Origin of the sequence: Frankia sp. AvcI1, assembly GCF_001420875.1 — a bacterium.
Taxonomy (GTDB): domain Bacteria; phylum Actinomycetota; class Actinomycetes; order Frankiales; family Frankiaceae; genus Frankia; species Frankia alni.
Genome location: NZ_LJFZ01000013.1, coordinates 113,006 through 137,507 on the forward strand (window position 1 = coordinate 113,006; position 24,502 = coordinate 137,507).

General features: G+C 73.0%; 15 protein-coding genes and 21 pseudogenes. 9 read left to right on the forward strand and 27 right to left on the reverse strand.

The window, feature by feature from the left end; all coding sequences use genetic code 11:
• Positions 1–9 precede the first annotated feature (9 nt).
• The 5 pseudogenes from UK94_RS53205 to UK94_RS53225 form a co-directional block, all read right to left on the reverse strand.
• Positions 10–1,203, reverse strand: a pseudogene (locus UK94_RS53205) (sulfite reductase flavoprotein subunit alpha); the annotation flags it as partial.
• 303 nt (positions 1,204–1,506) lie between these two features.
• Positions 1,507–2,175, reverse strand: a pseudogene (locus tag UK94_RS53210) (molybdopterin dinucleotide binding domain-containing protein); the annotation flags it as partial.
• Between the two features lie 110 nt (positions 2,176–2,285).
• Positions 2,286–2,741, reverse strand: a pseudogene (locus UK94_RS53215) (molybdopterin-dependent oxidoreductase); the annotation flags it as partial.
• 1 nt (position 2,742) lies between these two features.
• Positions 2,743–3,299 (reverse strand): annotated as a pseudogene (locus UK94_RS53220) (molybdopterin-dependent oxidoreductase); the annotation flags it as partial.
• A 1-nt stretch (position 3,300) separates the two neighbouring features.
• A pseudogene (locus tag UK94_RS53225) lies at positions 3,301–3,873 on the reverse strand (molybdopterin-dependent oxidoreductase); the annotation flags it as partial.
• A gap of 267 nt (positions 3,874–4,140) precedes the next feature.
• On the opposite strand from UK94_RS53225, the gene UK94_RS15380 reads away from it, so the two are divergent.
• Complete coding sequence (locus UK94_RS15380; RefSeq protein ID WP_011606409.1) at positions 4,141–4,842, forward strand: M24 family metallopeptidase; 702 nt, start codon at positions 4,141–4,143, stop codon at positions 4,840–4,842.
• A 496-nt stretch (positions 4,843–5,338) separates the two neighbouring features.
• On the opposite strand, the gene UK94_RS15390 is transcribed toward UK94_RS15380, so the two are convergent.
• A complete protein-coding gene (locus tag UK94_RS15390; RefSeq protein ID WP_313949516.1) occupies positions 5,339–6,031 on the reverse strand; it encodes a phosphoglycerate mutase family protein in 693 nt (230 codons plus the stop codon).
• 252 nt (positions 6,032–6,283) lie between these two features.
• Between UK94_RS15390 and UK94_RS53230 the strand changes: the two genes are divergently transcribed.
• Both UK94_RS53230 and UK94_RS53235 read left to right on the forward strand, forming a co-directional pair.
• Positions 6,284–6,950: DUF2993 domain-containing protein (locus UK94_RS53230; protein WP_268761372.1), on the forward strand; the 667-nt coding region annotated here is incomplete at its 3' end.
• Between the two features lies 1 nt (position 6,951).
• Positions 6,952–7,084, forward strand: a pseudogene (locus UK94_RS53235) (DUF2993 domain-containing protein); the annotation flags it as partial.
• Between the two features lie 74 nt (positions 7,085–7,158).
• Here UK94_RS53235 and UK94_RS53240 read toward each other — a convergent pair.
• The 8 genes and pseudogenes from UK94_RS53240 to UK94_RS73980 all read right to left on the reverse strand — a co-directional run.
• On the reverse strand, positions 7,159–7,484 hold a 326-nt coding region (locus UK94_RS53240; protein ID WP_235488046.1), incomplete at its 5' end, for an SAM-dependent methyltransferase.
• A 1-nt stretch (position 7,485) separates the two neighbouring features.
• A pseudogene (locus UK94_RS53245) lies at positions 7,486–7,624 on the reverse strand (SAM-dependent methyltransferase); the annotation flags it as partial.
• A gap of 1 nt (position 7,625) precedes the next feature.
• Positions 7,626–7,962 (reverse strand): annotated as a pseudogene (locus UK94_RS53250) (SAM-dependent methyltransferase); the annotation flags it as partial.
• Between the two features lie 355 nt (positions 7,963–8,317).
• Complete coding sequence (locus tag UK94_RS15405) at positions 8,318–10,378, reverse strand: phosphatidylglycerol lysyltransferase domain-containing protein (RefSeq protein ID WP_011606404.1); 2,061 nt, start codon at positions 10,376–10,378, stop codon at positions 8,318–8,320.
• A 1,387-nt stretch (positions 10,379–11,765) separates the two neighbouring features.
• Positions 11,766–11,923, reverse strand: a 158-nt coding sequence (locus UK94_RS53255; protein WP_268761388.1) for a sigma factor-like helix-turn-helix DNA-binding protein, incomplete at its 5' end; no start/stop codon positions are given.
• Positions 11,924–11,975: 52 nt separating this feature from the next.
• Positions 11,976–12,019, reverse strand: a pseudogene (locus UK94_RS53265) (hypothetical protein); the annotation flags it as partial.
• A gap of 1 nt (position 12,020) precedes the next feature.
• Positions 12,021–12,329, reverse strand: a pseudogene (locus UK94_RS53270) (sigma factor); the annotation flags it as partial.
• Positions 12,330–12,566: 237 nt separating this feature from the next.
• Positions 12,567–12,692, reverse strand: coding sequence for a hypothetical protein (locus UK94_RS73980; RefSeq protein ID WP_256788595.1), 126 nt, complete (start codon positions 12,690–12,692; stop codon positions 12,567–12,569).
• A gap of 544 nt (positions 12,693–13,236) precedes the next feature.
• Between UK94_RS73980 and UK94_RS15420 the strand changes: the two genes are divergently transcribed.
• The gene (locus UK94_RS15420; protein ID WP_235488048.1) at positions 13,237–14,553 is read left to right on the forward strand and encodes an MFS transporter; all 1,317 of its coding nucleotides are present in this window, start codon (positions 13,237–13,239) and stop codon (positions 14,551–14,553) included.
• On the opposite strand, the gene UK94_RS53275 is transcribed toward UK94_RS15420, so the two are convergent.
• A partial coding sequence (locus UK94_RS53275; protein ID WP_235488122.1) for a winged helix-turn-helix transcriptional regulator occupies positions 14,524–14,693 on the reverse strand: 170 nt, incomplete at its 5' end. The genes UK94_RS15420 and UK94_RS53275 overlap by 30 nt on opposite strands.
• A gap of 1 nt (position 14,694) precedes the next feature.
• Positions 14,695–14,862 (reverse strand): annotated as a pseudogene (locus UK94_RS53280) (helix-turn-helix domain-containing protein); the annotation flags it as partial.
• Between the two features lie 144 nt (positions 14,863–15,006).
• On the opposite strand from UK94_RS53280, the gene UK94_RS15430 reads away from it, so the two are divergent.
• Positions 15,007–15,735: a nitroreductase family protein gene (locus UK94_RS15430; RefSeq protein ID WP_055750394.1), complete on the forward strand. Its 729-nt coding sequence runs from the start codon at positions 15,007–15,009 to the stop codon at positions 15,733–15,735.
• 131 nt (positions 15,736–15,866) lie between these two features.
• Here UK94_RS15430 and UK94_RS53285 read toward each other — a convergent pair.
• From UK94_RS53285 to UK94_RS53305, 6 genes and pseudogenes are all read right to left on the reverse strand, one after another.
• Positions 15,867–16,251 (reverse strand): annotated as a pseudogene (locus UK94_RS53285) (toll/interleukin-1 receptor domain-containing protein); the annotation flags it as partial.
• Positions 16,252–16,619: 368 nt separating this feature from the next.
• Positions 16,620–17,208: pseudogene (locus UK94_RS53290) on the reverse strand (ATP-binding protein); the annotation flags it as partial.
• Between the two features lie 269 nt (positions 17,209–17,477).
• Positions 17,478–17,780, reverse strand: a pseudogene (locus tag UK94_RS53295) (toll/interleukin-1 receptor domain-containing protein); the annotation flags it as partial.
• A 1-nt stretch (position 17,781) separates the two neighbouring features.
• Positions 17,782–17,853 (reverse strand): annotated as a pseudogene (locus tag UK94_RS73985) (hypothetical protein); the annotation flags it as partial.
• A 237-nt stretch (positions 17,854–18,090) separates the two neighbouring features.
• The coding region (locus UK94_RS53300) for an MFS transporter (protein WP_235488050.1) at positions 18,091–18,904 on the reverse strand (814 nt) is incomplete at its 5' end.
• A gap of 1 nt (position 18,905) precedes the next feature.
• Positions 18,906–19,593 (reverse strand): annotated as a pseudogene (locus UK94_RS53305) (MFS transporter); the annotation flags it as partial.
• A 227-nt stretch (positions 19,594–19,820) separates the two neighbouring features.
• Between UK94_RS53305 and UK94_RS15445 the strand changes: the two are divergent.
• From UK94_RS15445 to UK94_RS53320, 4 genes and pseudogenes are all read left to right on the forward strand, one after another.
• Positions 19,821–20,468, forward strand: a complete 648-nt coding sequence (locus UK94_RS15445; RefSeq protein WP_041939675.1) for a TetR family transcriptional regulator — start codon at positions 19,821–19,823, stop codon at positions 20,466–20,468.
• A 230-nt stretch (positions 20,469–20,698) separates the two neighbouring features.
• Positions 20,699–20,844, forward strand: a 146-nt coding sequence (locus tag UK94_RS53310) for a DUF4184 family protein (protein ID WP_268761389.1), incomplete at its 3' end; no start/stop codon positions are given.
• A gap of 1 nt (position 20,845) precedes the next feature.
• Positions 20,846–20,926: pseudogene (locus UK94_RS53315) on the forward strand (DUF4184 domain-containing protein); the annotation flags it as partial.
• 1 nt (position 20,927) lies between these two features.
• Positions 20,928–21,400, forward strand: a pseudogene (locus tag UK94_RS53320) (DUF4184 family protein); the annotation flags it as partial.
• Between the two features lie 161 nt (positions 21,401–21,561).
• On the opposite strand, the gene UK94_RS53325 reads toward UK94_RS53320, so the two are convergent.
• The 5 genes and pseudogenes from UK94_RS53325 to UK94_RS53345 all read right to left on the reverse strand — a co-directional run.
• Positions 21,562–21,728: SDR family oxidoreductase (locus tag UK94_RS53325; protein ID WP_235488125.1), on the reverse strand; the 167-nt coding region annotated here is incomplete at its 5' end.
• A gap of 1 nt (position 21,729) precedes the next feature.
• Positions 21,730–22,359, reverse strand: a pseudogene (locus tag UK94_RS15455) (SDR family NAD(P)-dependent oxidoreductase); the annotation flags it as partial.
• 94 nt (positions 22,360–22,453) lie between these two features.
• A pseudogene (locus UK94_RS53330) lies at positions 22,454–23,022 on the reverse strand (arsenic resistance protein); the annotation flags it as partial.
• A gap of 38 nt (positions 23,023–23,060) precedes the next feature.
• A pseudogene (locus tag UK94_RS73990) lies at positions 23,061–23,452 on the reverse strand (bile acid:sodium symporter); the annotation flags it as partial.
• Between the two features lie 22 nt (positions 23,453–23,474).
• Positions 23,475–24,488, reverse strand: coding sequence for an ATP-binding protein (locus UK94_RS53345; protein WP_313949517.1), 1,014 nt, complete (start codon positions 24,486–24,488; stop codon positions 23,475–23,477).
• Positions 24,489–24,502 lie beyond the last annotated feature (14 nt).

Sequence of the window (24,502 nt, forward strand, 5' to 3'; positions counted from 1 at the left end):
GAACNCCGNCACCGGCACCGACCCCGACGCCTCGTCCGGCCCGTCGGCGAGGAACGTGGAGCACACGCCTCCGCGGGTCCGGCCATCCCGGCCGTCGAACCGGACCACCGACACCGTCAGATGCACCTCGTCGGGATGGGCCAGTGGGCTCGACGAGATCGAGTACAGTCGCGGCTGCAGCCGGGACAGCACCCCCGCCCACTCGGCCGCGGTGGCCCGCACGGGAAGCTCGGCGAGCACGTCCGCCGCCTGGCGTCCCCAGCTCCAGCGGGCCAACGCGTCGGAGTTGTCCGGGCGCAGCAGGGTGCGCAGGTCCCGGTCGCCGCTACGGTCGGCGACGAACCGCAGCAAGGCCGGGGTGATCCTGGTGATGTCCAGGTGGCGGCGCAGCGCCGCGCCGAACGGCACCTCACCCACCCCGCCGACGGCCACCGGCTGCGCCGGGTCGGCGCCGGTGCGCTCCAGCCACTCCGCGACGAGGCCGGCACCGTTGACCGGCCAGACGCCGAGGGCGTCGCCGACCTCGTAGGTCAGCGCGGTGCCGGCGGTGCGCAGGGCGAACCGCCGCACCTCTTTCGCCGAGCCGGGTCCGCTGAGCAGCTCGTTGCCGATCAGCGGCACGATGACCGGCGCCGCGCGCGACGGACGGCCGGCAGGACCGCCCGGCACGGTGCTGGCCGGTGCTGTGCTGGCCGGTGCTGTGCCGCCCGGTGGTGAGCTGGCCGGTGGTGAGCTGGCCGGTGCCGTGGCCCGAGGGGCGGCGTGGCCGTCGGCGGCGGTGAGCGCGGTGAGCACGGCGTCGAGCCAGCTCGCCGCGTCCTGCTCGTAGTCCGGCTCGCAGTCCGTCCGCGGTGCCAGCCGCACCGCACCGAGCTCGCCGAGCCGCTCGTCGACGCGCCGGCCGTGGCCGCAGAAGTCCGCGTAACTGGAGTCGCCGAACGCCAGCACCGCGTAGCGCAGGTGGGACAGACGGGGTGTGTCCGGCGCCGCCAGCGACTCCAGGAACCCCGCGCCGTTGTCGGGCGCCTCGCCGTCGCCGAACGTGCTCGTGATGACGAGCAGGTCGCCGCCGCCGTGCAGTTCCTCGGGCGGGCACTCGCCCATGGACCGCACCCGCGCCGTCCAGCCGGCGGTGGTGAGCCGCTCGGCGGCGATCGTGACGGCGAAGTCCTCGGCGGTGCCCGTCTGGGACGCCCACAGCACTGTGACCTCCCGCGTCCCCGGTCCCGTTCGACCCTCCGCATCCGTGACCGTCGGGCCGGCAGGGCACTCCGGACTGGCAGNGCTCTCCGGGTCGGCGGGCACGGAGCCGCCGCGGCGCTGGGCGGGGACGTCGCCCGCGGGGACGTCGCCCACAGGGGCGAGCGGGGGTGAGAGGGTCCGGGAGAACGCCCCGGCGAGCGCGCCGTTGACCCACGCCACCTGCGCGGGGTCGAGTGGAGAACCGAGCGGTAGGACCGGAACCCCGCCCGGTGCCCCCGGGACCGCGTCGCGCAGGGCGGCGANGAAACCCGCGAGATAGCGCCGCTCGTCGTCGCCGAGGGTCGGCGCGGCGATTGCCCGCAGGCCGAACAGCTCCCCGAGCGCCTCCGCTGCGGTCGGCCCGGAACCCGCCGTCGGCGGTGCCGTGGGCTCTGGTGCGCCCGGGTGCGCGCCCGTCGGGATCGGCGCGGTTCGCGTGACCGGGGGAGGGGCGCTCGCCGCGGGGAGATCCGCCGGCGCGTCGGTCGGCGTCTCGGTCGGCGTCTCGGTCGGTGTGGCGGCGACGCGGGTGAGGGTGACCGCGCAGACCTTCAGTTCCGGCTGGAACGAGATCGGGTCGACGGCGTCGGAGGTGACCGCGTTGACGCTGAGATACTCGCCGAACAGGTCGTTCCAGTGGATCGGGGCGAAGCAGTTCCCGGGGAGCACCCGGTCGGACACGACCGCCGGCAGCACCGCCCGTCCGCGCCGGGAGGCGACCTCGACCGCGTCGCCGTCGCCGATCCCGAGGGCCTCGGCGTCGCGCGGATGGATCTCGACGAACGGGCCCGGGTTGAGTCGGTTGAGCTTCGCGACCTTGCCGGTCTTGGTCAGGGTGTGCCACTGGTGCTGGACGCGGCCGGTGTTCAGCACGAACGGGAAATCGTCGTCGGGCAGCTCGGCGGCGGGCAGGTGCGGGCGCGGATGGAACACCGCCCGCCCGGACGGGGTCGCGAACGCCAGGCGCGGCCGCGTCCCGTCGGGCCGTTCGACGAGTCGCTGGCTGACCCCGTCGTTGCGGTACCGGACCGGGTTGCGCGCCNGGCCGTCCGCCGCCGCGGCCGGCCACTGCACCGGCGTCTCGCGCAGCCGGTCGTAGCTGACGCCGCGCAGGTCGTAGCCGGTCAGCGGGTTGTGGAAGGCCTTGATCTCCTCGAAGACCTCCTCGGCGTCGCGGTAGGTGAAGGCGTCGGCGTAGCCCATCTCGGCGGCGACCCGGGCGATGAGCCGCCAGTCCGCCATGGCCTGACCGGGGGGGTCGGCGGCCTGCTGGACCAGGGTCAGGTTCCGCTCCGAATTGATCATGATGCCGGTGCTCTCGGCCCACATCGCGGCGGGCAGCAGCACATCGGCGTAGGCGTTCGTCTCCGTCTCGGCGAACGCGTCCTGGGCGACGACGAACTCGGCCGCCTCCAGTCCCTCGATCACCGTGCGCCGGTTGGCGACCGAGGCCACCGGGTTCGTGCAGATGATCCAGCAGGCCCTGATCTCGCCGGCGGNCATCCGGGCGAACAGGTCGACGGTGCCCCGCCCGGCGTCGGTGCGCAGCGTGCCCGCCGGCAGACCCCACCGTTGCTCGACGAAGGCGCGGTCGTCCGCGGCCACCACCGAACGCTGTCCCGGCAGGCCCGGTCCCATGTAGCCCATCTCCCGCCCGCCCATCGCGTTCGGCTGGCCGGTCAACGAGAACGGGCCCGCGCCCGGCCGGCAGATCGCCCCGGTCGCCAGGTGCAGGTTGCACAGCGCGTTGGTGTTCCAGGTGCCGTGGGTCGACTGGTTCAGGCCCATCGTCCACAGGCTCATCCACGCCTTGGCCGCCCCGATCCACTGCGCCGCCCGGCGGATGTCCGCCGCCGGGATGCCGGTGATCTCCGCGACCCGGTCCGGCGGGTAGTCGGCGAGGAACGCCGGCATCGCCTCCCAGCCCTCGGTGTGCTCGGCGATGAACGCCTCGTCGATGTGCCCGCCCTCGACGAGCAGGTGGAGCAGGCCGTTGAGCAGCGCGAGGTCCGTGCCCGGGTTGATCTGCAGGAACAGGTCGGCCTTGGCGGCCGTCGNGGAGCGCCGGGGGTCGACGACGATGAGCCGGGCACCGGCCCTGACCCGGTCGAGCAGCCGGAGGAACAGGATCGGGTGGCAGTCGGCCATGTTCGCGCCGATGACGAAGAACAGCTCGGCGTGGTCGAAGTCCTCGTACGACCCGGGCGGGCCGTCGGCGCCCAGCGACAGCTTGTAGCCGCTGCCGGCGCTGGCCATGCACAGCCGCGAGTTCGACTCGATCTGGTTGGTGCCGACGAACCCCTTCGCCAGCTTGTTCGCCAGGTACTGCGCCTCCAGCGACATCTGCCCCGAGACGTAGAACGCGACCGCGTCCGGGCCGTGGGTGTCGATGATCCGCCGCAGCTCCCGGGCGACGCGCCTGATGGCGGCGTCCACCTCGACCGCCGACGGCTCGCCCTGCCGGTCGCCGCGGACGAGCGCGCTGGTCAGCCGGCCCGGCGCGGCCAGCATCTCCGCGCTGGTAGCCCCCTTGGTACACAGCCGACCGCGGTTGGCCGGATGCTCACGGTCGCCGGAGACCCTGGCGACGCGGCGCCGGCCGTCCTCGCTCACCTCGACGTCGAGCACCATCCCGCAGCCGACCCCGCAATAGGAACAGACCGACCGCACCTGGCCTGCCAGGCTCTGGCAGGTCGGGGCCGGTTGGGCGGGTGCGGTCACGGGTGGTCCCCTCCCTGACCAGGGATACTCGGACGACGTCCGCACCGACTGTAGGAACGACCGGTTTCGGGGGGATCGCACGCGCCGGCGNCGGCGGTAACGTCGGGCGCACCACGGCTGACAGCCCCCTGTGAGACTCGGGACGCCGGAACAGCGGCGTCCGTACGATGGGCCATCGTGATTCTCGAAGCTGATCGGGTGGCCCACCTGCTCGCCGCGCAGGCCCGCGCGGTGGAACTGTTCGACGAGGTCACCGCGCGGGGCCTGATCGTCCCCGGCCGCGGGGAACGCGAGGTCAGCGACCAGATCCGCGACCTCGCCCACGAGATGTTCGGCGTCGAGCGGCACTGGCACAAACGGATCGTCCGGGCCGGGCCGAACACCCTGTACCCCTACGCCGACAACCCGCCCGACCGGCCGATCGGCGCCGACGATGTCGTCTTCTGCGACTTCGGGCCGGTCTTCGACGGCTGGGAGGCCGACTTCGGCCGCACCTTCGTCCTCGGCGACGACCCGGCCAAGCACCGGCTGCTCGCCGACCTGCCGCAGATCTTCGACGCCGGCCGCCGCTACTTCGAGACCCACCCGGACGTCACCGGCGCCGAGCTGTACGCCGCCGTCGGTCAGCTCGCCGCCGACGCCGGCTGGGCCTACGGCGGCCCGCTCGCCGGCCACCTCGTCGGCGAGTTCCCGCACGCCCGCATCCCCGGCAACAAGATCGATTATTACGTCACCCCCGGCAGCGATCAGCCGATGCGGCGGGCCGACCTCGACGGCCGGCCCTGTCACTGGATCCTGGAGATCCACCTCGTCGACCACGCCGCCGGTTTCGGCGGATTCCACGAGGAACTCCTCGACCTCGGCCACCGGATCGACTGACCCCTCGAACCCGCCGAGCGGAATGCCGCCACCACCCGGCCGGGCGGCGGAGCCGAGAGGAAAGATCGTCCCCGTCCGCCGATCCGCCGATCCGCCGATCCCCTGGGCCGCTGGGCCGTTCCCACGACGGCCCCCCGTCGGTCGACAGATCGAGCGATCCGACGTCATCTGGCTGCGCGGCGGCCGCGGTGACCGATCGCGGCGATGGGCAGAATGGGGAAGTGATCGACGCGCTGTCCTGAGCTGCGCGGCTCGGATCCGGGTGGGGTTCGTCGCGCGTCGGGCCTCGTCCCAGCCGCGGAGGCGGTTCCGCGGAACCGGCCGAGCCTGGGGCCCGGGGTCGGAGCGCGGGCGCACCGTTCGGTTCGGCATCCGGCTGCACGTCATCACCCGCGACAGAGCCGAGGACGGCAACCGTCCCTTCCTCCCCGCCGCCGCCCACTGATCGCCACCGGTCCTCACGTTCGGCGGCGGCGCGGGCGCATCCCGGGCACGGTCAGAGGGGGCGGCAGGCCTGGGTGAGGGTCCAGCCGGCGGCGGGTTCGGCGGCAGGAGCGGGTTCGGCGGCGGGAGCGTGGGCCGAGGCGGGGGCGGCGGCGGGCGAGACACGGCGGTGCAGCAGGGTGGCGGTGAGCGGGGCGACGTCGATGCGCCAGAACACCTCCGGCGGGCAGTGCAGCACCAACAGCAGCACCGCGCGGACGACCGCCGGATGGGTCACGGCGATCACGTTTCCGGCGGTGGCATTCCCCGGTTCGCCGCCCAGCCGCGCCAGCCAGTTACCGACCCGGTCGAGCAGATCCAGCCGCGACTCGCCGCCCGGCGGTGTCATCGCCGGGTCCTCATGCCACCGCCGCAGCATGTTCAGGGGCACCTCGTCCAGCCCGCGACCCCGCCAGTCACCCACGTCCAGGTCCCGCAGCGCGACGTCGACGCCGGGCACGGTCGCGCTCCCCATGGCGCCCGCGGGCGGGTCGGCGCCGGGAAGGCCCAGCGCCTGAGCGGTCTGGCGGGCGCGGGCGGAACCGTCGGTGAGCACCCGAGCCCGGCCGGGCAGCACGCCGCCCGCCACGGCCCGGGACGCGAACGCGGCGCGCCGCCGGCCATCGGGGTCGAGGTCCTCGTCGGCCGGGAAGCGGGCGGCCCGCAGCGCCGGCGTCGGTGCCGCACTCACCAGCGCCAGCCGCACGGTGGCGCNGCCTGTCACCACGTCATTTCCTCGCGTCCCTCGGCCGTCGCTCGCACCGGTGACGGTAGCCTGAGAAACACCGGCAGGTCATGGGAGGTCGAGGTCGACGCCGACCAGGGAAACGACGGTGCGGACAGGCCGTGGAGCGAAAAGTGGTCACGGACCGGTGGTTACACCGTCGCACATCCCGTCGCGGGCGCAGCCGTCGCGACGGCAGCCGACGACGAGTCGCCGGACCTGCCGGCGCGACCCGTGGAGTCGTCGGAGCGAGTCACCACCGCGACCCGGCGGACCCGCGCTCCCGGGCGCGCTCGTCCCGGTCGTCCGGGTCGTCCCGGTCGCCGTGCCGGGATCCCGTTCATCGTCCTGGCGGCGTTCGTCGCGCAGTTCCTCGTCGCCGACCGGGTCGCCGTCGCGGTCGCGAAACGGGAGATGGCCAGCCAGATCCGCAGCGGTGCCCTGGCCGACCTGCCGTGCGACACCCCCCCGCCGAGGGTCTCCGACGTCAGCATCGGCGGATTCCCGTTCCTCACCCAGGTGCTGACCGGATCGTTCTCCGACGTCGGCATGACCATGACCGGCCTGGCCACCACCGGCCCCCGCATCGAGCGGATCAGCGCACACGTCCGCGGCGTCCACGTCCCGATCTTCAGGCTCGCCACCGGCGGCGACGGCACCATCCGCATCGACGACATGAGGGCGACGGTCCACCTGACGTACGCCGACCTGAACGCCTTCCTCCACACCCAGCCCGGCCGGGTGCACATCACCCCGGTCGACGGTGGGAGGCGCCTCGAGATCACCGCGACCGCGAACATCCCGCTGCTCGGCGACCAGCAGGTCGGCGGCGTGACCACCTTCGCCGTCCACGACAACAAGGTCACGCTGGTGCCGTCGGAGATCTCGCTGAGCGGACTGTNCAACGTGACGTTGCCGCTCGGCAACCTCGGCAGCTACGTGCCGCAGATCCCGATTCCCGTCGGTGACCTGCCCTTCCACCTGACCGTCACCAACGCCTCGACCGACGCCACGGGTCTGTCGCTCGCCGCGACCNCGACGAACATCGAGGTCTCGACGGCCGACCAGAAGCCCTGCCGCCCCACCGGCCGCTGACCGCGGCCCGGCCGTCAGGGCTTTCTGCCCAGGCCGCCGTGGATGCTGACGGCGGCGTCGGTCAGGTCGGGGACGGCGCCGTCCGGGCGCCAGCGGTGCACCACCTGAATGCCCGGGTCGACCAGTTCCAGGCCGTCGAAGAAGCGGGCGAACTCGGCGCGGGAGCGCTGCTGGGCGGGGATGCCGCGGGCCCGGTAGGTCTCGGTCACCCGCTCCCAGGCCGGGTCGTAGTCGGCGGTGATGTGCGACAGCAGCAGGTAGCTTCCGGAGGGCAGCGCGTCGACGAGCCGGCGGACGATGCCGTCCGGGTCGTCGGCGTCCGGGACGAAGTGCAGGAGTGNGACGAGGGACAGCGCCACCGGTCGGTCGAGGTCCAGGGGGTCGCGCAGTTCGGGCGACGTGAGGATGCGGTCGGTGTCGCGGACGTCGGCGTCCAGGTAGGCGGTGTGTCCCTGCGGGCTGCTGGTCAGCAGGGCGCGGNCGTGCGCGAGCACGATCGGGTCGTTGTCGGTGTAGACCACGCGCGACTCCGGCGCGATGGCCTGGGCGATTTCGTGCAGGTTCGGGGAGGTGGGGATGCCCGTGCCGACGTCGAGAAACTGGCGGATTCCCGCCTCGCCGGCCAGGTAGCGGATCGCGCGTGCCATGAACGCACGGTTCTGCCGGGCGGTGACGCGACCGTTCGGGAACACGGCCAGGGCCTGCTCGGCGGCCAGCCGGTCGGCGGGGAAATTGTCCTTCCCGCCCAGGTAGTAGTCGTACATGCGGGCGGCGTGCGGCCGATCGGTCTTCAGCTCCACCGCGGTGCGCTGCTCCATGAATGCCTTCCACCACTCCTTGTCGTCCCGCTTTGGGNCATCTCGATCCGGGGCGTTCCGGCCACGGTCGGCCCGGTCGGGAAGATCCGTGCTCGGCATCGGTCCAGCTCCTTCGCTATCCGGACGATGNGGCACAAATCATCGTAACGGGTCCATGGTTATCCGTGGGCAGAGAGGTGCGGCCGGTCGCGGAGACGAGCCGGGTGCCGGCATCATCCTTTCCTGTCCGGCGTGTCCCCTCGTCGTCGGCCGCGTCCAGGACCGAGCGGAGGCCACTTCGCCGGTCTTTGCTTCGTCATTGTGGATGAGATCCCCTGCTGTCCCTCGCTTCACGGAAGCGGAAATCATTATTGATTTAACTAATGTTGGGGGAGCGGTCGGGGGTCTCGGCATGGCGCGGACGGGGGGAGCGTGGTCGGGTGGCCCGGTGCGGGGAGCGACGAATGCCGTCCCGGGAAGGGCCGCCGTCGTGGGCCTGGCCGGGCTCCTGGCTGTTACGGCCCTCGCGGGAGTGGCCGCCGTCCGTCGGATGAGATCCATCCCGGCGACGGGCGGTGGACCGCGCCGGCACCTCCGCCCGCCCTGGCCCCGCTGGCCCCGCTGATTCGGCGGGCTCGGGTCCCGGCCGTTCGCGTGATTCCTGCGGCGCCTGCTCGGCGGTGCTGCTGTCGGCGGTGCCGCTGTCGGCGGTGCTGCTGTCGTCGGCTGTCGGGGAGGAGGGCGGGTGCGGGCGGCGTCCGGGCAGCGAGGGCCGGGGGAGCAGTGCCTCGGCGCGCAGGGCGGCGAACAGGACGCGGGGAAGGTCGCGGGTGGTCGGGTAGCAGCCGTAGCGGGGCTGCCAGGTCGGGTCGAACTTGGCGTTGAAGCGGTAGATCGACTCGATCCGGAACCAGCGGGACGCCGCGAGCAGCAGCCGGCGCCACAGCCGCAGGGCGGGGGTCGCGCCCAGCCGTTCCCCGCGGGACAGGGCGGCGCGGAAGGGCGCGAAGGTCAGCGACACCCGGGTGACGCGCAGCCGGTCGGCCTCCCGCAGCAGGGCCACGACCATGAACTCGGTCAGCCCGTTCGCGGCGGCCCGGTCACGGCGCACGGCGTCCAGGGACAGGCCGTCCGGTCCCCAGGGCAGGAAGGTCAGCAGGCCGCGCAGCCGCCCGTCCTGGAACGCCCGGACGACCACGCAGTCGGTGTCCTCGGGCGCCCCGACGCGGCCCAGCGCCATGGAGAAGCCGCGTTCGGTGCGGCAGGAACGCCAGGCCGCCGCCCGGTCCGCCAGCGCCGCTCGCTCGGCCGGGTCCAGATCGGCGGCCCGGTCGATCCGGGCGGTGTAGCCGGCGCGCTCGACCCGGGCCACCGCCTGCCGCACGCCGCGCATCGGCCGCCCGTCCAGGCCGAACGCCGCGCACCGCACGACCGCCTCGTCGCCGAGTTCCAGCACCCGCAGGCCGGCCCGCTGGTAGGCGCGCCCGCCGTCCGGCCCGCAGCCGAGCACCGCCGGAACCCAGGCGTGCGCGGCGGCGAGGTCGAGGAACGGGCCGATCACCCCGGGCCATGCCTCCGGGTCGCCGATCGGGTCGCCGGCGGCGAGCGCGACCCCGCCGACGACCCGGTAACTGATCGCGGCCTTCCCCGACGGCGACCACAGCACGCTGCGGTCGCGGCGCAGCGCCACCTGCCCGCGCGAGTCCCGCCCGCCGTGGCGGGCCAGCAGTGCCCGCAGCGCGGCCTCGTCGGCCCCGGTCAGCGCGGCGACCGGGGCGGCCGGACGCAGCGCGAGGTAGCCGGGGACGGCGACGGTGAGCGCGCCGAGGGCGAGCAGCACCGCCCCGACGAGATCGCCGTCACCCGGGCCGAACCGCACCGGTCCGGTCACCCCGACGAGGCCCGCCAGCACGTGCTCCATCCGCGCCCCGAGGCCGCCGTCGCCGTGGCGGAACCGGATGACGGCGAGCCCGACGACCAGATCCGCGGCGCCCAGCGCGGCGAGGGCGCCGAGGGCCCGCCACCTGGTCCGCGGGTCACCGGCGGCCGGGAAGTGGCGCCGGCAGGCGACCAGCACGGCGAACGGGACGAGGTCGATGGCCGCGGGAACCACCGCCAGGCCGCGGGCGAGGTCCAGCAGCACGGCCGCGCCGGACAGTGCCACCGCCGCGCGCCAGGCCCGGCGTTTACGCCGGCGCAGACCGTGGGCCAGGCCGACGAGCAACAGGCCCACGCCCACGCTGGTGCCCGTGGCAGCCTGCGTCACGATGCCGGGGATCAGCCGGCCGAGCCAGGTCCACCGGGTCGGCCGGTGGCTGATCGCGCCGATGACGTCGACGAGCCCGACGAGGGCGGTCAGCGTCGCGATCAGGGCAGGTCCGGGCAGGCGCCCGCCGGTCGGGGCGGTCGCCGCCGTCCCGTTCTTGCGACGCGTCACGAGGTAGGCGCTCCAAGCTGCGAACCGGGGTCATGGGCGGCCCGGGCGAGGTCCGGGACCGCCGGCACGGTACATCCCCGACGCGCTCGGAGGTCCGGCGGTTCGCCAACTTTTGGGCGCGCCGACGGATCGTCGTCCCCGCGGCGGGACTTTTGCCCGCCTCAGGTGGCCGTTGCGCGGCGGCTGATTCCCGTCGGGAGCGCACGCGCGGGAAAGGGAACGGGCGTGGCGGTCCCCGGCTGATCGAGGGTGTTGTTGGTGGATCCGTCGTCCTTGTCGGGGCTGGTGAGCAGGAGTTCGGCGGTGATGTAGCCGAGGCGCCGACCATCCCGACCGCGGACGACGACGATTCCGCCGGGGTCGCGGGCGAGGGTGCGCCTGACGGCCTCGATCGGGGCGTCAGGTGGCACGAAGTCCGCCGGCCGAATCAGCCCGGTGACGCGCTCGATCGACGGGGAGCCCTGGGCGGCGGCCAGCCGCTGCGCGAGGGCGGTCAGGCCGATGACGCCGACGAGTTCCGAACCCGCCTCCACCGCGGCCACCTGGGCCTCGGCGGTGAACAACCGCTCCAGCGCGGCATGCACGGTCGTCTCGGCGGAGATCACCGGAACGGGAACGTCGATGCGCATGACCTCCGCGGCCGTCCTGGCGGCGGGCCGGTGGAGGCGATCGACCCGCCGGGTCTGCTGATCGATCGGCCGGAGGTCGCGGGCCGGTGGAACCAGCACGAAACGGGAGTTGAACGTACAGGCCGTCCCGAGGGCTGGGACCTCCTCCGCCCACAGGACGGCCAGCGAAGGCCCGTGCCTGTGGGCCCGGAAGGAGCCTGCCCTCAGTGCCCGCGCCCGGAACAGGGACGGTCCCTGGAGATCGACCGTAAGAAACGTCACGGTGGAGTAACGGAACCGCAGGCCGAGATCGTCGCGGACATCCGCATGGGGGTCGATCCCGGCGGGGAGAAGCAGATCGTCCGGGCTGCCCGCGACCGAGGTCCACTCGGGCCGATCCGGTGCGGGGGGCTGCCCACCGAAGCCGCTGGGCCCGGGGGTGCCGGCGGCGGCGTCGGTGGCGGCGTCGGTGGCGGTGGCGTCCGCGGGACGGTTCGCCAGGAGGCGGGCGAGGTGGTCCTCGGCCTCGCCGACGCCGGCGTCGGCGGCGAGGCGCAGCAGCGGCTCGGCCGCGTGGTCGTCGCCGGCCGCGAGATGGTCGAGTGCCTGGGCGTAGACGGCGTCCTCGACGTCGAGGAGATCGGCGAGGCGCTGGATGCGGCGGCGTTCCCGCGGGTCCTCGTCGGCACCCTGCATGATCTGGACGAAAGTCCGCCCGGAANCCCCGCCGGTCGGCTCGGCGGGGNCGGCAAGGGNTCTGAGCAGAGATTCGACGTCCATCAGTTGGTGCCCTCCTCCCGAGTTTCCCCGGAGCCCTCCACGAACTTCCTCAGGTTCTTCTTGGCGTCGCTGAACTGCGACTTCACCGTGCCGACGGAGATCTGGAGCACCTCCGCCGTCTCGGCCTCGCCGAATCCCACCACGACCCGCAGCCAGANCACCTGCCGTTGTCGTAGTGGGAGGCGGTGGACGAGCGCNAGCGCGGCCTNCCGGCCGTCCGGATCGACCGCCCCCTCCACCGGGTCTGGGAGTGNCTGAAGATAGTCGGCCGGATCACCGGGAAGTGATCGGTCGCGCCGCTCCTTCAGGAGCTTCCACGCCAGGCGGCTGGCAATCCGATACCAGTAGGTCCGGACCATCTCCGGGCGGTCGAGACTCGCATACCTGCGGGCCACGATCAGGATGCTGTCCTGGATGACGTCGTCGACGTCGGGTTCCGGGCAGCCGACGGAGAGCAGATACCCGCGAAGCCGGGCGGCGTTGTCGTCGAAGAGTTTCTCCACCTCACTCGGCCACACACTCGGAAAGGACAGGGCCCGAGATCGCTCGGGCAGGCCGCTCACCGCGGCGCTCCGGCTGCCTGGGGCGAAGCGTTGCCGCCGGATTCGTGCGTCGTCGTCATCCTGCTGGGGCCTCCGTTCCCNCTGCTTCGCGGTTGTGCCACTGCCTGCACAGAGCACCGCCGGGCGGGAAAGGTTGGGCCGCGCCGAAAGAAATATTCGGAGACGTCGTAGTCAGATCATCCAACCATGCCCGGCCCGGGTCGCCGGCGCGGCGCCCGAGCCGGGCATACGCACTGGTCAGATGGGCAAACCGGGCAGGTTCGCGACCCACTCCCAGAAGCACCCGGCCGGATAGGCCGCGAAGGCGCCCGCGATTCCCGCGACGACGGCGCCGCCGACGAACCGGACGACCCGGCGCGTCAACCGAACCCCACGACGTTCTGGCCGAGAGGGCCGTTCGGGCAGAGCCGGCCGTTCACGCCGATCTGCCCGAATCGGCCGAGCGGGCCGGTTCGGCGGAACCTGCCCGACCGCAACGGCGGCTGTGGACGGGACTCGGTGCTCCTGCGGACGCGGGGTGGTGACCGGGTGGGCAGCTGCCATGGGCGGACCTCTCCAGGCGGGAACGGGTGCCGGGCCTCGCGACGCTGGCCTGCTGCGTGCCGGACGCGAGAACCGGCGGAGCCGGGCGACGCCTGTGTGTTTCTGCGGCGGGGTCCAGGACGCCCACCGGCTCCATTTCCACAGAGGATTCGTCGGTACCGAAAGGTTGGGTCCGCGTCATGGCGCCCGCGAGATCAGGGAGCGGGGGCGGACCGGTGTCGGTTCATGCGGCGGGATGCGGCGTGGGTCGTCGTGGGTGGGCCAAAGCAGCTGGGCACCTCGCCGCGACGAGACTGACCGGGGTTCGCGGCGAGACTGACCGGGTTCGCGGAGTCGGCGAGTTGCGGCGGAAGGGTTGGGTCGGGTGGTGGGCGAGGGGCGGTCTTCGGGCTGGCGCTTCGGGTGGCTCTGGGCCGCGTTCGCGGTCAGCACCCTCGGCACCTGGCTGGCGTTCGACGCGTTTCCTCTGATCGCGATCCTCGTGCTGCACGCCGGGGCGACCGGGGTGGCGGTGCTTGCGGCGGCGGGGCCGGCGGTGGGGGCGCTGGTGGCGGTGCCGCTCGGCCCCTGGGTCGAGTTCCGCCGCAGGCGGCCGGTGATGGTGGCGATGGACCTGACCCGGTTCGTCGCGGTGTTGAGCGTCCCCGTCGCGTTCGCGCTCGGCTGGCTCACCTTCGCGCAGCTCGTCGTCGTGTCGATCACGGTCGCCGCGGCCGACATCGCCTTCACGGCCGCCGCCGGCGCCTACGTCAAGGCACTCCTGCGGGGCGACGCCCTGCTCGTCGCGAACGCCCGACTGGAGTCCACGACCTGGACCGCCACCATCGTCGGGCCGCCGCTCGGCGGGGCCGCGATCGGCCTGTTCGGACCGGTGGCGACCGTGCTCGCCGACGCGATCAGCTACCTGCTCTCGGCGGCGGGACTGCGCGCGATCGGCGCGATCGGTAGGGGCGGCGCGATCGGCGGGGGCGGTGCGGTCGGGGGGAGCGGGCAGCGCGCCGCGCCGGGCGGCAGGCCGAAGGCCCGGATGCGCGACCTCACCGAGGGGTGGCGGCACATTCTGAACCACCCGGCGCTGCGGCCCCTGTTCGTCAACACGGTTCTGGTCAACGGACTGATCATGGCGACGTCGCCGCTGGTCGCCGTCCTTATGCTCGGCCGTCTCGGCTTCGCGCCGTGGCAGTACGGCCTGGCGTTCGGTGTGCCGTGCGTGGGCGGCCTCGTCGGCGCTCGGCTGGCCCGACCCCTCGTCGCGCGGCACGGCAGGCACCGGGTCCTGCTCGTCGCCGGCACGCTGCGGGCGTGCTGGTCGCTCGGGTTGGCCTTCATCCGCCCCGGCACGGCCGGGATCGTGCTCGTGTTCGCCGTCCAGTTCGGCCTGGTCGCCTGCATGGGCGTGTTCAATCCCGTGTTCGCCACCTACCGGCTCGACCAGACCGACCCCGGGCGCGTCGCCCGGACGCTGTCGGCCTGGTCGGTCAGCAGCAAGGCCGCCATCGCAGTCCTGACGGCGCTGTGGGGCCTGCTGGCCGGCCTCACCAGCCCGCGGATCGCGCTCGCGGCCGCCGGCCTGCTCCTGCTGGCGACCCCCCTGATCCTCCCGCGGCGCGCCCTGACCCCGCAGCCCGAGCCCGGACCGGTCGCCGCGTTGCTACCGGAGGCCGGCCCCGGTGGGGGGTAGCGGCCGCGCGGCGGCGCGGGCGCGTTCGATGTCGTTGATGTGGGTCTCGGTCCAGCGGCGCAGGGCGGTGATCGGTTCGGCGAGGCTGTGGCCGAGGGGGGTGAGCGTGTAGTCGACGTGCGGGGGGCTGGTGGGGTGGANGGTGCGGGTGACGAAGCCGTCCGTCTCCAGGGCGCGCAGGGTCTGGGTGAGCATCTTCTGCGAGACGCCCTCGATGCGGCGGGCGAGCTCGGTGTAGCGCATGGTGCCGTCGCTCAGCAGCGCGTCGACGATCAGTACCGTCCACTTGCCGGCGATGTGGTCGAGCACCTGGCGGGTCGNGCACTTGGCGCAGAAGGCGTCCGCGGGCAGGCCCGAGGACTCGACCACGGTGCGGTCATCCATGCAGGGGAGAGTAGCGCACCAACAAGTGCCTTCTTCCGAAAAGAGAGTGACTCCCCGACAGTGAGTGCCATGACGCAGCTTCTGCCACCCGGACCCGCCGCCGGTCTCGGGACGCCTGCCCGGCCGACCCTGTCGGTCGCCGACGCGATCCGGACCCGCCGCACGGTCCGCCACTACCGGCCCGACCCGATCCCGGCCGCCACGCTCGACGCCCTGCTCGCCCTGGCCATCGAGGCACCCACGTCCTGGAACCTGCAGGACCGCTCGATCGTCGTCGTCAGCGACGAGACGGGCCGGGAGGGTCTCGTGCGCGCCACCGGCGGGCAGCCGCAGCCGGCCGAGGCCCCGGTCGTCCTCGTCGTCGTCGCGCAGCCGCAGGCCTGGCGCGCCGACCGGGCCGACATCTACGAGCAGGCCCGCGAGGCGGGCGCCTGGTCGGACGACTTCATCGCCATGTTCGCCGCCGCGTCCGACGACTTCCAGCGCGACCTGGACCGGCGCGGCCTGCTGCGCGAGTACGCAATCAAGGATGCGATGATCGCCGCGACCTATGTCCTGCTCGCCGCCACCGAGCTGGGCCTGGCCAGCTCGCCGATGAACGGCTGGGACGAGGCCGCCGTGAAGGAGACGATCGGCATCGCCGACCGCGACGACCTGGCCATCGCCCTGCTGGTCGCCGTCGGTTATTCCGCCGAGGAACGCCGCCACCCCGGACGCCGTCCCGTCGACCACAACGTCTTCCACCAGCGTTACGGGCGCTCTGCCGAGTCTGAGGTTCGGTTCCCGGCGAGAACCTGAGGCGACGGTCAGGGAAGGAGCATCGTCTTTCCGACGGGAGAGCTCCCGCCCCTACCGGACGCGGGAGGCCGCGGTGCCGAGGTGGAGCTGCGTTCGCAGTGCCCGGGCCAGATCGGCGAGGACCTGCTCGNCCTCCTCCGCGGGCATGGCGGCGAGCGTCCGGCCGCCGGGGTTGACGTGTTGGAAGCGGGCCAGCTCCGGCGTCTCGGTGAAGGCGCTGGCACTCACGAGGACGGGCAGGACACGGCAGCCGCCCTCGGCAGCGGCGGAGAGCAGGCGGGGGAGCTCGACTTCCCGGATGAAACTCGACGCGAGGAAGTCCGCGCTTACGAGGAGAATCGCATGGCGGGCGCTGGCCAGCGCGGCGTCGATCTCGGAGCGCCAGTCGTCGCCCGGGTGAATGTCCTCGTCGGACCAGACGGTGAGGAGCTTGTCGCGTTCGAGCGGACTGAGGTGGACCCGCAGGCGCTTCAGCCAGTCGACGTCCTGATGGCTGTAGCAGACGAAGGCACGATGNCGCGCAGGCGGCGGGCGCTTCCCCGCGTCCCGGAGCAGTTGTTTGCGGTCGAGCTGGCGGATGTAGAACATGAACTGGGGATCGTCCGCGATCAGCCGCCGGCGCACGGCGTCATGGTAAAGGATCCTGGTGATGGTCTCGTTCTGTGACATCGCCGCGCCGACCCGTTTTGCGAAGACTTTGTCGACCTTCCTGGCCGCGCTGATCTGCGTGCCGGCGTGCTCGTCCAGGCCGAGTATTCCGTCCGGGCTTCTCGCCAGGCCGAGCAGCAGGTCGATGCATACCGTCTCGGCCAGCCCGTCGAGTGCGACGAACGACTCCACCGCATCCTGATACTTCAGTTCAAGCTCCTCTGCGACCTGGATGNGGGCCTCCCGGACGTCCGTGCGGATCGTGATGTGTTCCGGAACGGTCTCCTCAATCCGCGCCAGGCCAAGCAGATGCCAGCACAACGCCTGAGCGGTGATGAGGCTGCCCGCGGCCGCCCGCACGATCGCGGATCGGTCGTCAAAGCTGATGTTCAGCGCCCGCTCGCCCTTGTCGATCAGCTCGTTGATCTGGTCGTCGGTCGCCCGTCCTGGCCGGAAGGCGCGGATCCTGTTCGCGACGTCGAAGCTGACCTTTACCAGCGAACGGGCCGTGTCCGGGATGCCTACGACCACGAGCTTGCGGGTTCGGTCGCCGGAGTCTGCGAGGTGCTTGAGGTAGTCGACCACCCTGCCCTGTTCATTCGCCGACAGGCGATGGTAGTCGTCGATCGCCACGATGCCGGTGTGGCCGGCGCCGCCGATCATCGCGTCGATCTCGGCCCGATCCTTCTCAACTCGCGCGCTGAAGATGCGGGGTTCCTTCAGACGCGCGGCGTCCTGCTCGATCGCATGCCGGAGAAACGTGGTCTTGCCGACTCCCGACGGCCCTTCCAGCACGATGCTCAGGCCGGGCTGGCGCAGGGCCATCCCGAACGCCACGAAACGTTTCGGCTGGACGAACGTGATCTCCGGAATTCCCGTTGGCTGGAAGACCTCACCGACCTCCCACACCCGCCCCCTGCGCACCGCGGACGGCAACGGCAGAGGTTCTGAGTCCGGCTCGGACGCGGGGAACTCGGGCTCCGCCGGCGTCGTGGTTCTGATCCCGACTGGAAAGGACGGTGCCGAGACGGGTTTGATCCTGCCAGCGATTGCTGACCCGACACCNTCGAGGAGAACCTGCCGGGCCGCCGCGNCCTCAAAGCCAAACAGATCAACAGACACGATCTGGCCGAGTAGGCCCGGCCGTGGGCAGTCCTCGATGCGTACCGGAAGGAGCTTGCGGGTCAGCCCGGTCGGATCGGCCCGGATGGCTGCCTGCCACTCCGCTTGCCCGTAGACCGACCGGAGATAGGAGTTGGACAGCACGGCGATAGTCCGAACCGCATGCTCTATACCGTCGGCCATCGAGGCCGTCCAGTTCGAGCCGGGTACGAAGTCCCATGCCTGGATCAAGAGGCGGTGGCCGTGGTCTTCAAGCTGCCACGCTATCCACTCGGNCCATGCCCGGTCCGCCGCTGTATAGGAGACAAAGAAGTCCCAGCCATCCCCAGATCGCCCCCGGTCAATCACACCGCTATTATGCCTCGGCCGGCACCGCAGGTGTACCCCGGGTTACGGCTTGCACGAAACCTCGGACAACTTCGTTTCCGGCCTTGCTTGCTTACCGTCGAAGCCGNCCCCCTGCTCGCAGCGCTCGGCTATCCCACGCAGGAACGCCGTCTCAAGACCGCAACCGTCATCTGTCAGAGCTACGGTCGGACCAGCTGGTAAGGCACCGGACCGCCCTCCGCGACAGTCTCTGGCGTTTCAGGTCGCGGCCGGGGAAGAGGGGGCCGTCCGTACCGGCCGGGGCGCGGCCGCGGGCTCGCCGGTGCCGATACCCGTGCCGGTCGCGGTGGTGGACGGTGCGCGGGAGGTGCGCAGCAGGAGGGCCACGGCGAGCGCGGCGATCCCGGTGGCGACCGCGCCGCCGAGGAAGGCGATCTGCATGCCGTCGACGAAGGCCGTCCGGGCGTGGCCGAGGACCGGTTCGCCGAGGTGGGCGGCGACTCCCAGCGAGGAACGGGCCTTCTCGGCGAGGGCCGGCGGGAGCGCGCCGTGCTGGGCCAGGTGGCGGCGGTAGGTGGAGCTGAGCAGGCTGCCGAGCACGGCGATGCCGAGCGCCCCGCCAAGCTCGCGGGACAGGTCGTTGACGGCGGAGCCGACGCCCTGCAGCGCCGGGGGCAGGCTGTCGGTGACGGCGGTGGTCGCCGGCGTCATCGCCAGGCCCATCCCGACGCCGAGCGGGAACAGCCCGGCCAGCAGCAGCCAGTACGAGCTGCCCTGGTCGAGCCGGGACAGCACGACCATCCCGGCGGTGATCAGCAGCAGCCCGGCCACGCAGCAGGCGCGGGCGCCCACGGCGACGACGACCCTCGGGGCGAGGCGGGCGGCGGGCATCATCCCGGCCGCCATCGGCAGCACGCTGAGCGCCGCCACGAGCGCGCTGTCGCCGCGGACGAGCTGCAGGTACTGCATCGTGATGAAGATCAGGCCGAAGAAGCCGAAGAACTGCAGCAGGATGGCCAGCGTGCCCGCGGCGAACGCCGGCCGGGTGAACAGCCGCGGGTCCAGCAGCGGCNCACGGGTGTGCAGCTCCCAGGCGACGAAGCCGGCCAGCAGCACGACGCCGGCGCCCAGCCCGAGCAGGGTGGGGACGCCGAGCCAGCCGTTCTCCGGCGCCTCGATGATCGAGTAGACGAGCGCGCCGACGCCGGCGATCGAGATCACGGCGCCGACGACGTCGAGCGCCGGGCCGTCCGGGGCGGCCGAGTCGGGCACGAACAGCCAGGTCCCCACCGCGGCGAGGGCGGCGAGCACGACACCGAGCAGGAACACCGAACGCCACGACCACGCCTGCAGCAGCAGCCCGGAGGCGAGCAGGCCGACGACGGCGCTGGCCCCGGCGACGGCCGCCCACACGCCGACCGCGGCCGCCCGCCGTTCCCGCGGGAACGTCCCGGTGATCGTCGACAGGGTCGCCGGCATCACCAGCGCCGCACCGACGCCGAGGACGCAGCGCAGCCCGATCAGCGCCGTCGCGCTGCTCGTGAACGGCGCCGCCGCCGAACCCGCGCCGAAGATCAGCAGCCCGGTCAGCAGGGCGCGTCGCCGCCCGAACCGGTCACCCACCGCACCCGCCGGCAGCAGCAGCGCGGCGAAGACGAGGCTGTAGGCGTCGATGATCCACGACAGCCGGGTCTGTGAGGCGTGGGTGTCGGCGGCGATCGACGGCAGGGCGACGTTCAGCGACGACATCCCCGAGATCACCGTGGCCAGGGCCCCNCACGTGACCACCAGCACCCGGGTGTGGTGGAGAGCGGGCCCGGTCGTGGACGCCGGGTGCGTCTCCGCCGGCGTCGTCGGCGTCGGTGGCGTGGTCGGTGTGGCTGTTGTCGGCGTGGTTGTCGTCGGTGAAGGCGACGTGGTCATCTCGGTCCTCCAGCTTGGTGTGCTGGATCGACCATGGCGAGGCCGGCTAGGGTTGTTCAACCGTGATGAATTCTTCGCCGCGGCGCGGGCGGCGGCCCGGCAGCCCCGACGTGCGGGCCCAGATTCTCGCCGTCGCCCGGGATCGGTTCCGCCGCGAGGGCTACGAGGCGGTCACGATGCGCTCGCTTGCCGCCGACGCCGGCGTCGACGCGGCCCTGATCAGCTACTACTTCGGCTCCAAGCGTGGCCTGTTCGCCGCCGTCCTGCAGCTCACCCTGAACCCCGCGGATGTCCTGGCCGGCCTGCTCGAAGGCGAGCTGGAGTCCCTGCCCCAGCGGGCGATCCGCGCCCTGGTGGTCGGCTGGGACCGGCCCGAGACGGGCCTGCCGCTGCTCACCGCGGTCCGCGCGGCGGCGGCCGACCCCGAGCTCGCGACGCTGCTGCGCGGCGGCCTGCAGCGGGAGATGGTCGACCGGCTGGCCGACCGCCTCAGCGGCGCCGACGCCCGCCACCGCGCGGGCGCGTTCGTCGGCCAGCTCGGCGGCCTGGTGTTCACCCGCTACCTCCTGGCCGTCGAACCGCTCGCCTCCATGACCGTTGATGAAATAGTCCGCACCCTCGGCCCGGCTCTGCGCACCACCCTGTTCGGCACCGTCGCCGGCCATGCCCGCCGTCCGGACGCCGACGGTGGCCGCCCGGCTGTCCGTCGGTAGTCGGGCAGGCCGCGGGCACTTCCTTGCTCTTGTGGGGGGTTCGGCGTCCGATTCGTCCCCCAGAAGGGCAAGGGAAGCCGCGCGGGGTCCGTCGAGGGGCGCCTGCCTACCGGCTAGTGTCGGAGGGTGCGATTCGGTGGTGTTCGGGCGGAACCGGGGACCTTCGCCGTGCCGATCTGCGCGTTGTGGGGTTGAGGGTGCCGTTCACGTTGAGTCATCCGGCGGCGGTNCTGCCGCTGCGGCGCGTCGGGCTGCCGATGAGCGCGATGGTGGCCGGGTCGATGGTTCCCGACGTGCCGGTGTTCTTCGGGTGGCCGGAGTTCTACCGGCTCACGCACAGCCTGCTCGGTGTCGTGACCGTCGCTCCGGTGCTGTCNCTGGTCGCGTTGGGGGTGTGGTTCCATCTCACTCGCGACGCCCTGGTCGATCTCGCCCCGGATCCGGTCCGGTTGCGGCTGNCTGCGCGAGCGCGGCTCACGGGACGCCAGTGGCTGCTGGCACCGGTGGCCGCGGCCGTGGGGGCGGCGACCCATGTCGTCTGGGACGACTTCACCCACGAAGATCGGTGGGGCGTCCGGCAGGTGGCATGGTTGCGCGCCGAGCACGGCGCCCTGCCTGGTTACAAGTGGGCGCAGTACGGCATGAGCGCGGCCGGGCTGGTCGTCGTCGCGGCGGCGATCGCCGCCCACCTGCGGGCACTGCCACGGGGGCCGCGGCGGCCGCGTCGGCATCCGTCGGAGTCGGTGGTCCTGCCGGCGGTGGTGGTCGTCGCCGCGGGTGTAGGCGGTGTCGTCGGCCTGACGTACGTGCCGCACGGGCTGCACGCCGTCACCTTCCACGGGGTTGTCACCGGGGTGATGGCGCTGGTGGCCGGGCTGCTGGTCGTCGCCGTCGGCTGGCAGGCGGCAACGCGCGGGCCGACCGTCGAGTAGCCCGCGCCGGTGGTGGCGGTCCGGTCGCTCAGGCGGCGCCGGAGTGCATGCTGACGACGTTGCCCTTGACGTGGTTGACGACGAGGTCCTCCAGGCAGCCGCGCAGCCGGCGGCGGGTGCCCCCGACCGCCGTCACCCGACCACCGGCTGCGTCGCGGCGGTCAGTCCCACATGAGGCCGCCGTCGATGAGCAGGGAGTGGCCGGTGATGAAGCCGGCCTCGTCGGAGAGCAGGTAGGCGACGGACCCGGCGACCTCCTCCGGGGTGCCGATGCGTCCCATCGGGACGAGCGAGGCCCACTCCGCCTGCTGCTCGGGGCCGTAGCCGGNGAGCCCCTCGGTGAGGATCGTGCCGGGGCACACCGCGTTGACGCGGATGTTGCGCCGGGCGTACTGCAGCGCCGCGTTCTTCGTCAGGCCGACCACGCCGTGCTTGGCCGCGGTGTATCCGGCCATCGACGGCGCGTTCTTCACCCCCGCGTTGGACGCCATGTTGACGATCCGGCCGTGCCCGGCGTCGACCATGTGGCCGAGTTCGGCGCGCATGCAGAGGAACACGCCCCGCAGGTCCACTCCGAGGACCCGGTCCCAGTCCTCGACCGGCAGCAGGTGCAGGTCCGTCGGCGCGTGCGCGACGCCCGCGTTGTTCACCGCCATGTCGAGGCCGCCGAGCACCGACACGGCGGTGTCGAACAGCTCGGTGACGCTGGCGGGGTCGGCGACGTTCGACGCCACGAAGGTCGCCTTGCCGCCCTGGTCGGCGATGCGCCGGACGGTCTCCTGACCGCCCTTCTCGTCGATGTCGGAGACCACGACCTGAGCACCGTCGGCCGCCAGCCGCAGCGAGACGGCGCGACCCAGCCCCGAACCCGCCCCCGTGACGACGACTCCCGCTCCATCGAATGCCATGACGACTCCCTCGTGACCATCCCCGTGAACGCTGTTGTCCTGCACGTTCATCCTGCTCGGAAAGGGCGTACCTACCCGTTCGTGCCAGCGTCTGTCTGCTCACATCGCCCGTCCGGACGGGCACGTCACCGAGCGGTCGGGCGCATCACCGGTCGGGCAGCAGGCGGGGGATCGCCCGGACGTAGACGATCATGCCGACGACCTCGACGAGGGTCTGGGTGACGACGACGGCGGCGGCGATCGCGAACCGGTCGGGCAGCGACAGTGCCAGCGGCAGCACGACGAGCGAGTTGCGGGTCGCCCCGCTGAACACCACCGCCCGGGCGGCGGGGACGTCGAGGTGGAACAGCCGGGCGACCCCGAGCCCGGCGAACGCCATGACGACGAGAAAGGTGACGTACGCCGGCACCAAGGCGGCCACCTCGGCGAGGTCGTCGTCGATCTTCGGGGTCTGCGACGCGACGACCGAGCCCAGGACGACGACCATGAGCGGCACCATCGCCGTCCCGGCCGCCCCGGCGAACGCCGCGCCCGCGGGCCGGCGCGCGGCCCACGCCTGCACCGTCCAGGCCAGCGCGAGCGGGACGACGATCAGGCCGCCGAACGCCGCGAGGAACGGGTCGATCTCGACGACGTCGGCGAGCCCCGGGCCGAGGAAGGCCAGCAGGAACACCGGCAGCAGCAGCATCTGCGCGGCCAGCAGCACCGGCGTGGNGGCCAGCAGCGCGCCGGCGCGGGCCCCCGCGAGCCCNCTGAACACGATCACGTAGTCGACGCACGGGCACAGCAGGACGAGCAGCACCCCGAGCCGCACCGCCCGCTCGCCCGGCAGGACCGGCAGCATCGCGGCGACGACGCTCGGAACGACGACGAAGTTGACGACCAGCACCGCGGCGAGGAACCGTCCCGCCCGCAGCGACCGCGCCAGCTCCGCCGCCGGCACCTGCAGGAACGTCACGAACAGCAACGCCCCGAGCGCCGGGTTGATCGCGTGCGCCAGCCCCGGCCCGGCCCCGGGAACCGCCCGACCCGCGGCCGCGCCGACGGCGATCGCGCCCAGGTAGATCGGCACCTGCCACCGCTCCAGCGCCGCCGCGATCCGCTCCCGCACCCGTCCCCTCTCCGCCCGATGCACCGTCCCCACGCCGTTGTACCGGCGGCGGGTTTCAGGCGAGGTCGTCGACGGAGGCCGGCGAACGGGTGGCCGGGCCGAGTTCGGCGTCGTCGAGGGCGGTCAGGGACGGGGGCGGTTCGGCGGCGGGGAGGCTGACGACCATCGTCAGGCCGCCGCCGGGGGTGTCCTCGGGGGTCAGGGTGCCGTTCATCGCCTCGGTCAGCCCGCGGGACAGCGCGAGCCCGAGGCCGACACCGGTGGTGTTGTCCCGGTCGCCGAGCCGCTGGAACGGCCGGAAGACCTGGTCGCGGTGGTCGGCGGGAATGCCGGGTCCGTGGTCGACCACGCGCAGCTCCACCCGGTCGGCGAGGCTGCTGGCGGTGATGACCGGCGGACGCCCTGCCGGGGCGTGGCGCAGCGCGTTGCCGACGAGGTTCACCAGCACTCGTTCCAGCAGCGCCGGGTCGGCGTCGATCGTCGGCAGGTCGTCGGGGATGCGGATGGCGATGGCGCGCGCGGGCGGGCCGAGCTCGTCGAGCGCGTGCGGGACGACGTCGTCGAGACCGATCGGGCGGGGGAACACGCTCAGCGCCCCGGCCTGCAGCCGGGACATGTCCAGCAGGTTCTCCACCAGCCGGGTGAGCCGGTCGAGGGACTCCTCCGCGGTGGCGAGCAGCTCGTCGCGTTCGTCCCGGCTGAGCACGGCCTCGGTCGAGTGCAGGCCGGTGACGGCGGCCTTGGCGGCGGCGAGCGGGGTGCGCAGGTCGTGGCTGACGGCGGTGAGCAGCGCGGCGCGGACCCGGTCGGCCTGGGCGATGGGCACGGCCCGCGCGGCGGCCTCGGCCAGGCGGCGCTGGTCGAGGGCGACGGCGGCCTGGGCGGCGAAGGCGGCGAGGATGCGCCGGTCCGCGGCCGGCAGCGGCCGTCCGGTGAGCGTCAGGGCCAGGGTGTCGCCGACGGGGACGTCCACCGCGCCGTCCTCGGGCCGGGAACACGGGTCCGGGCCGACGCTGAGCACGGCCCGCCAGCCGTCGCCGTCGCGTTCGAGCAGGGTCGCCGAGGTCATGGCGAACGTCTCCC

Excerpts from the sequence above, each read along its gene's own strand:
- UK94_RS15430 (WP_055750394.1), top strand. The coding sequence starts at position 15,007 with ATGACGCAGCTTCTGCCACCCGGACCCGCCGCCGGTCTCGGGACGCCT.
- UK94_RS15445 (WP_041939675.1), top strand. The coding sequence starts at position 19,821 with ATGAATTCTTCGCCGCGGCGCGGGCGGCGGCCCGGCAGCCCCGACGTG.
- UK94_RS53345 (WP_313949517.1), bottom strand. The coding sequence starts at position 24,488 with ATGACCTCGGCGACCCTGCTCGAACGCGACGGCGACGGCTGGCGGGCC.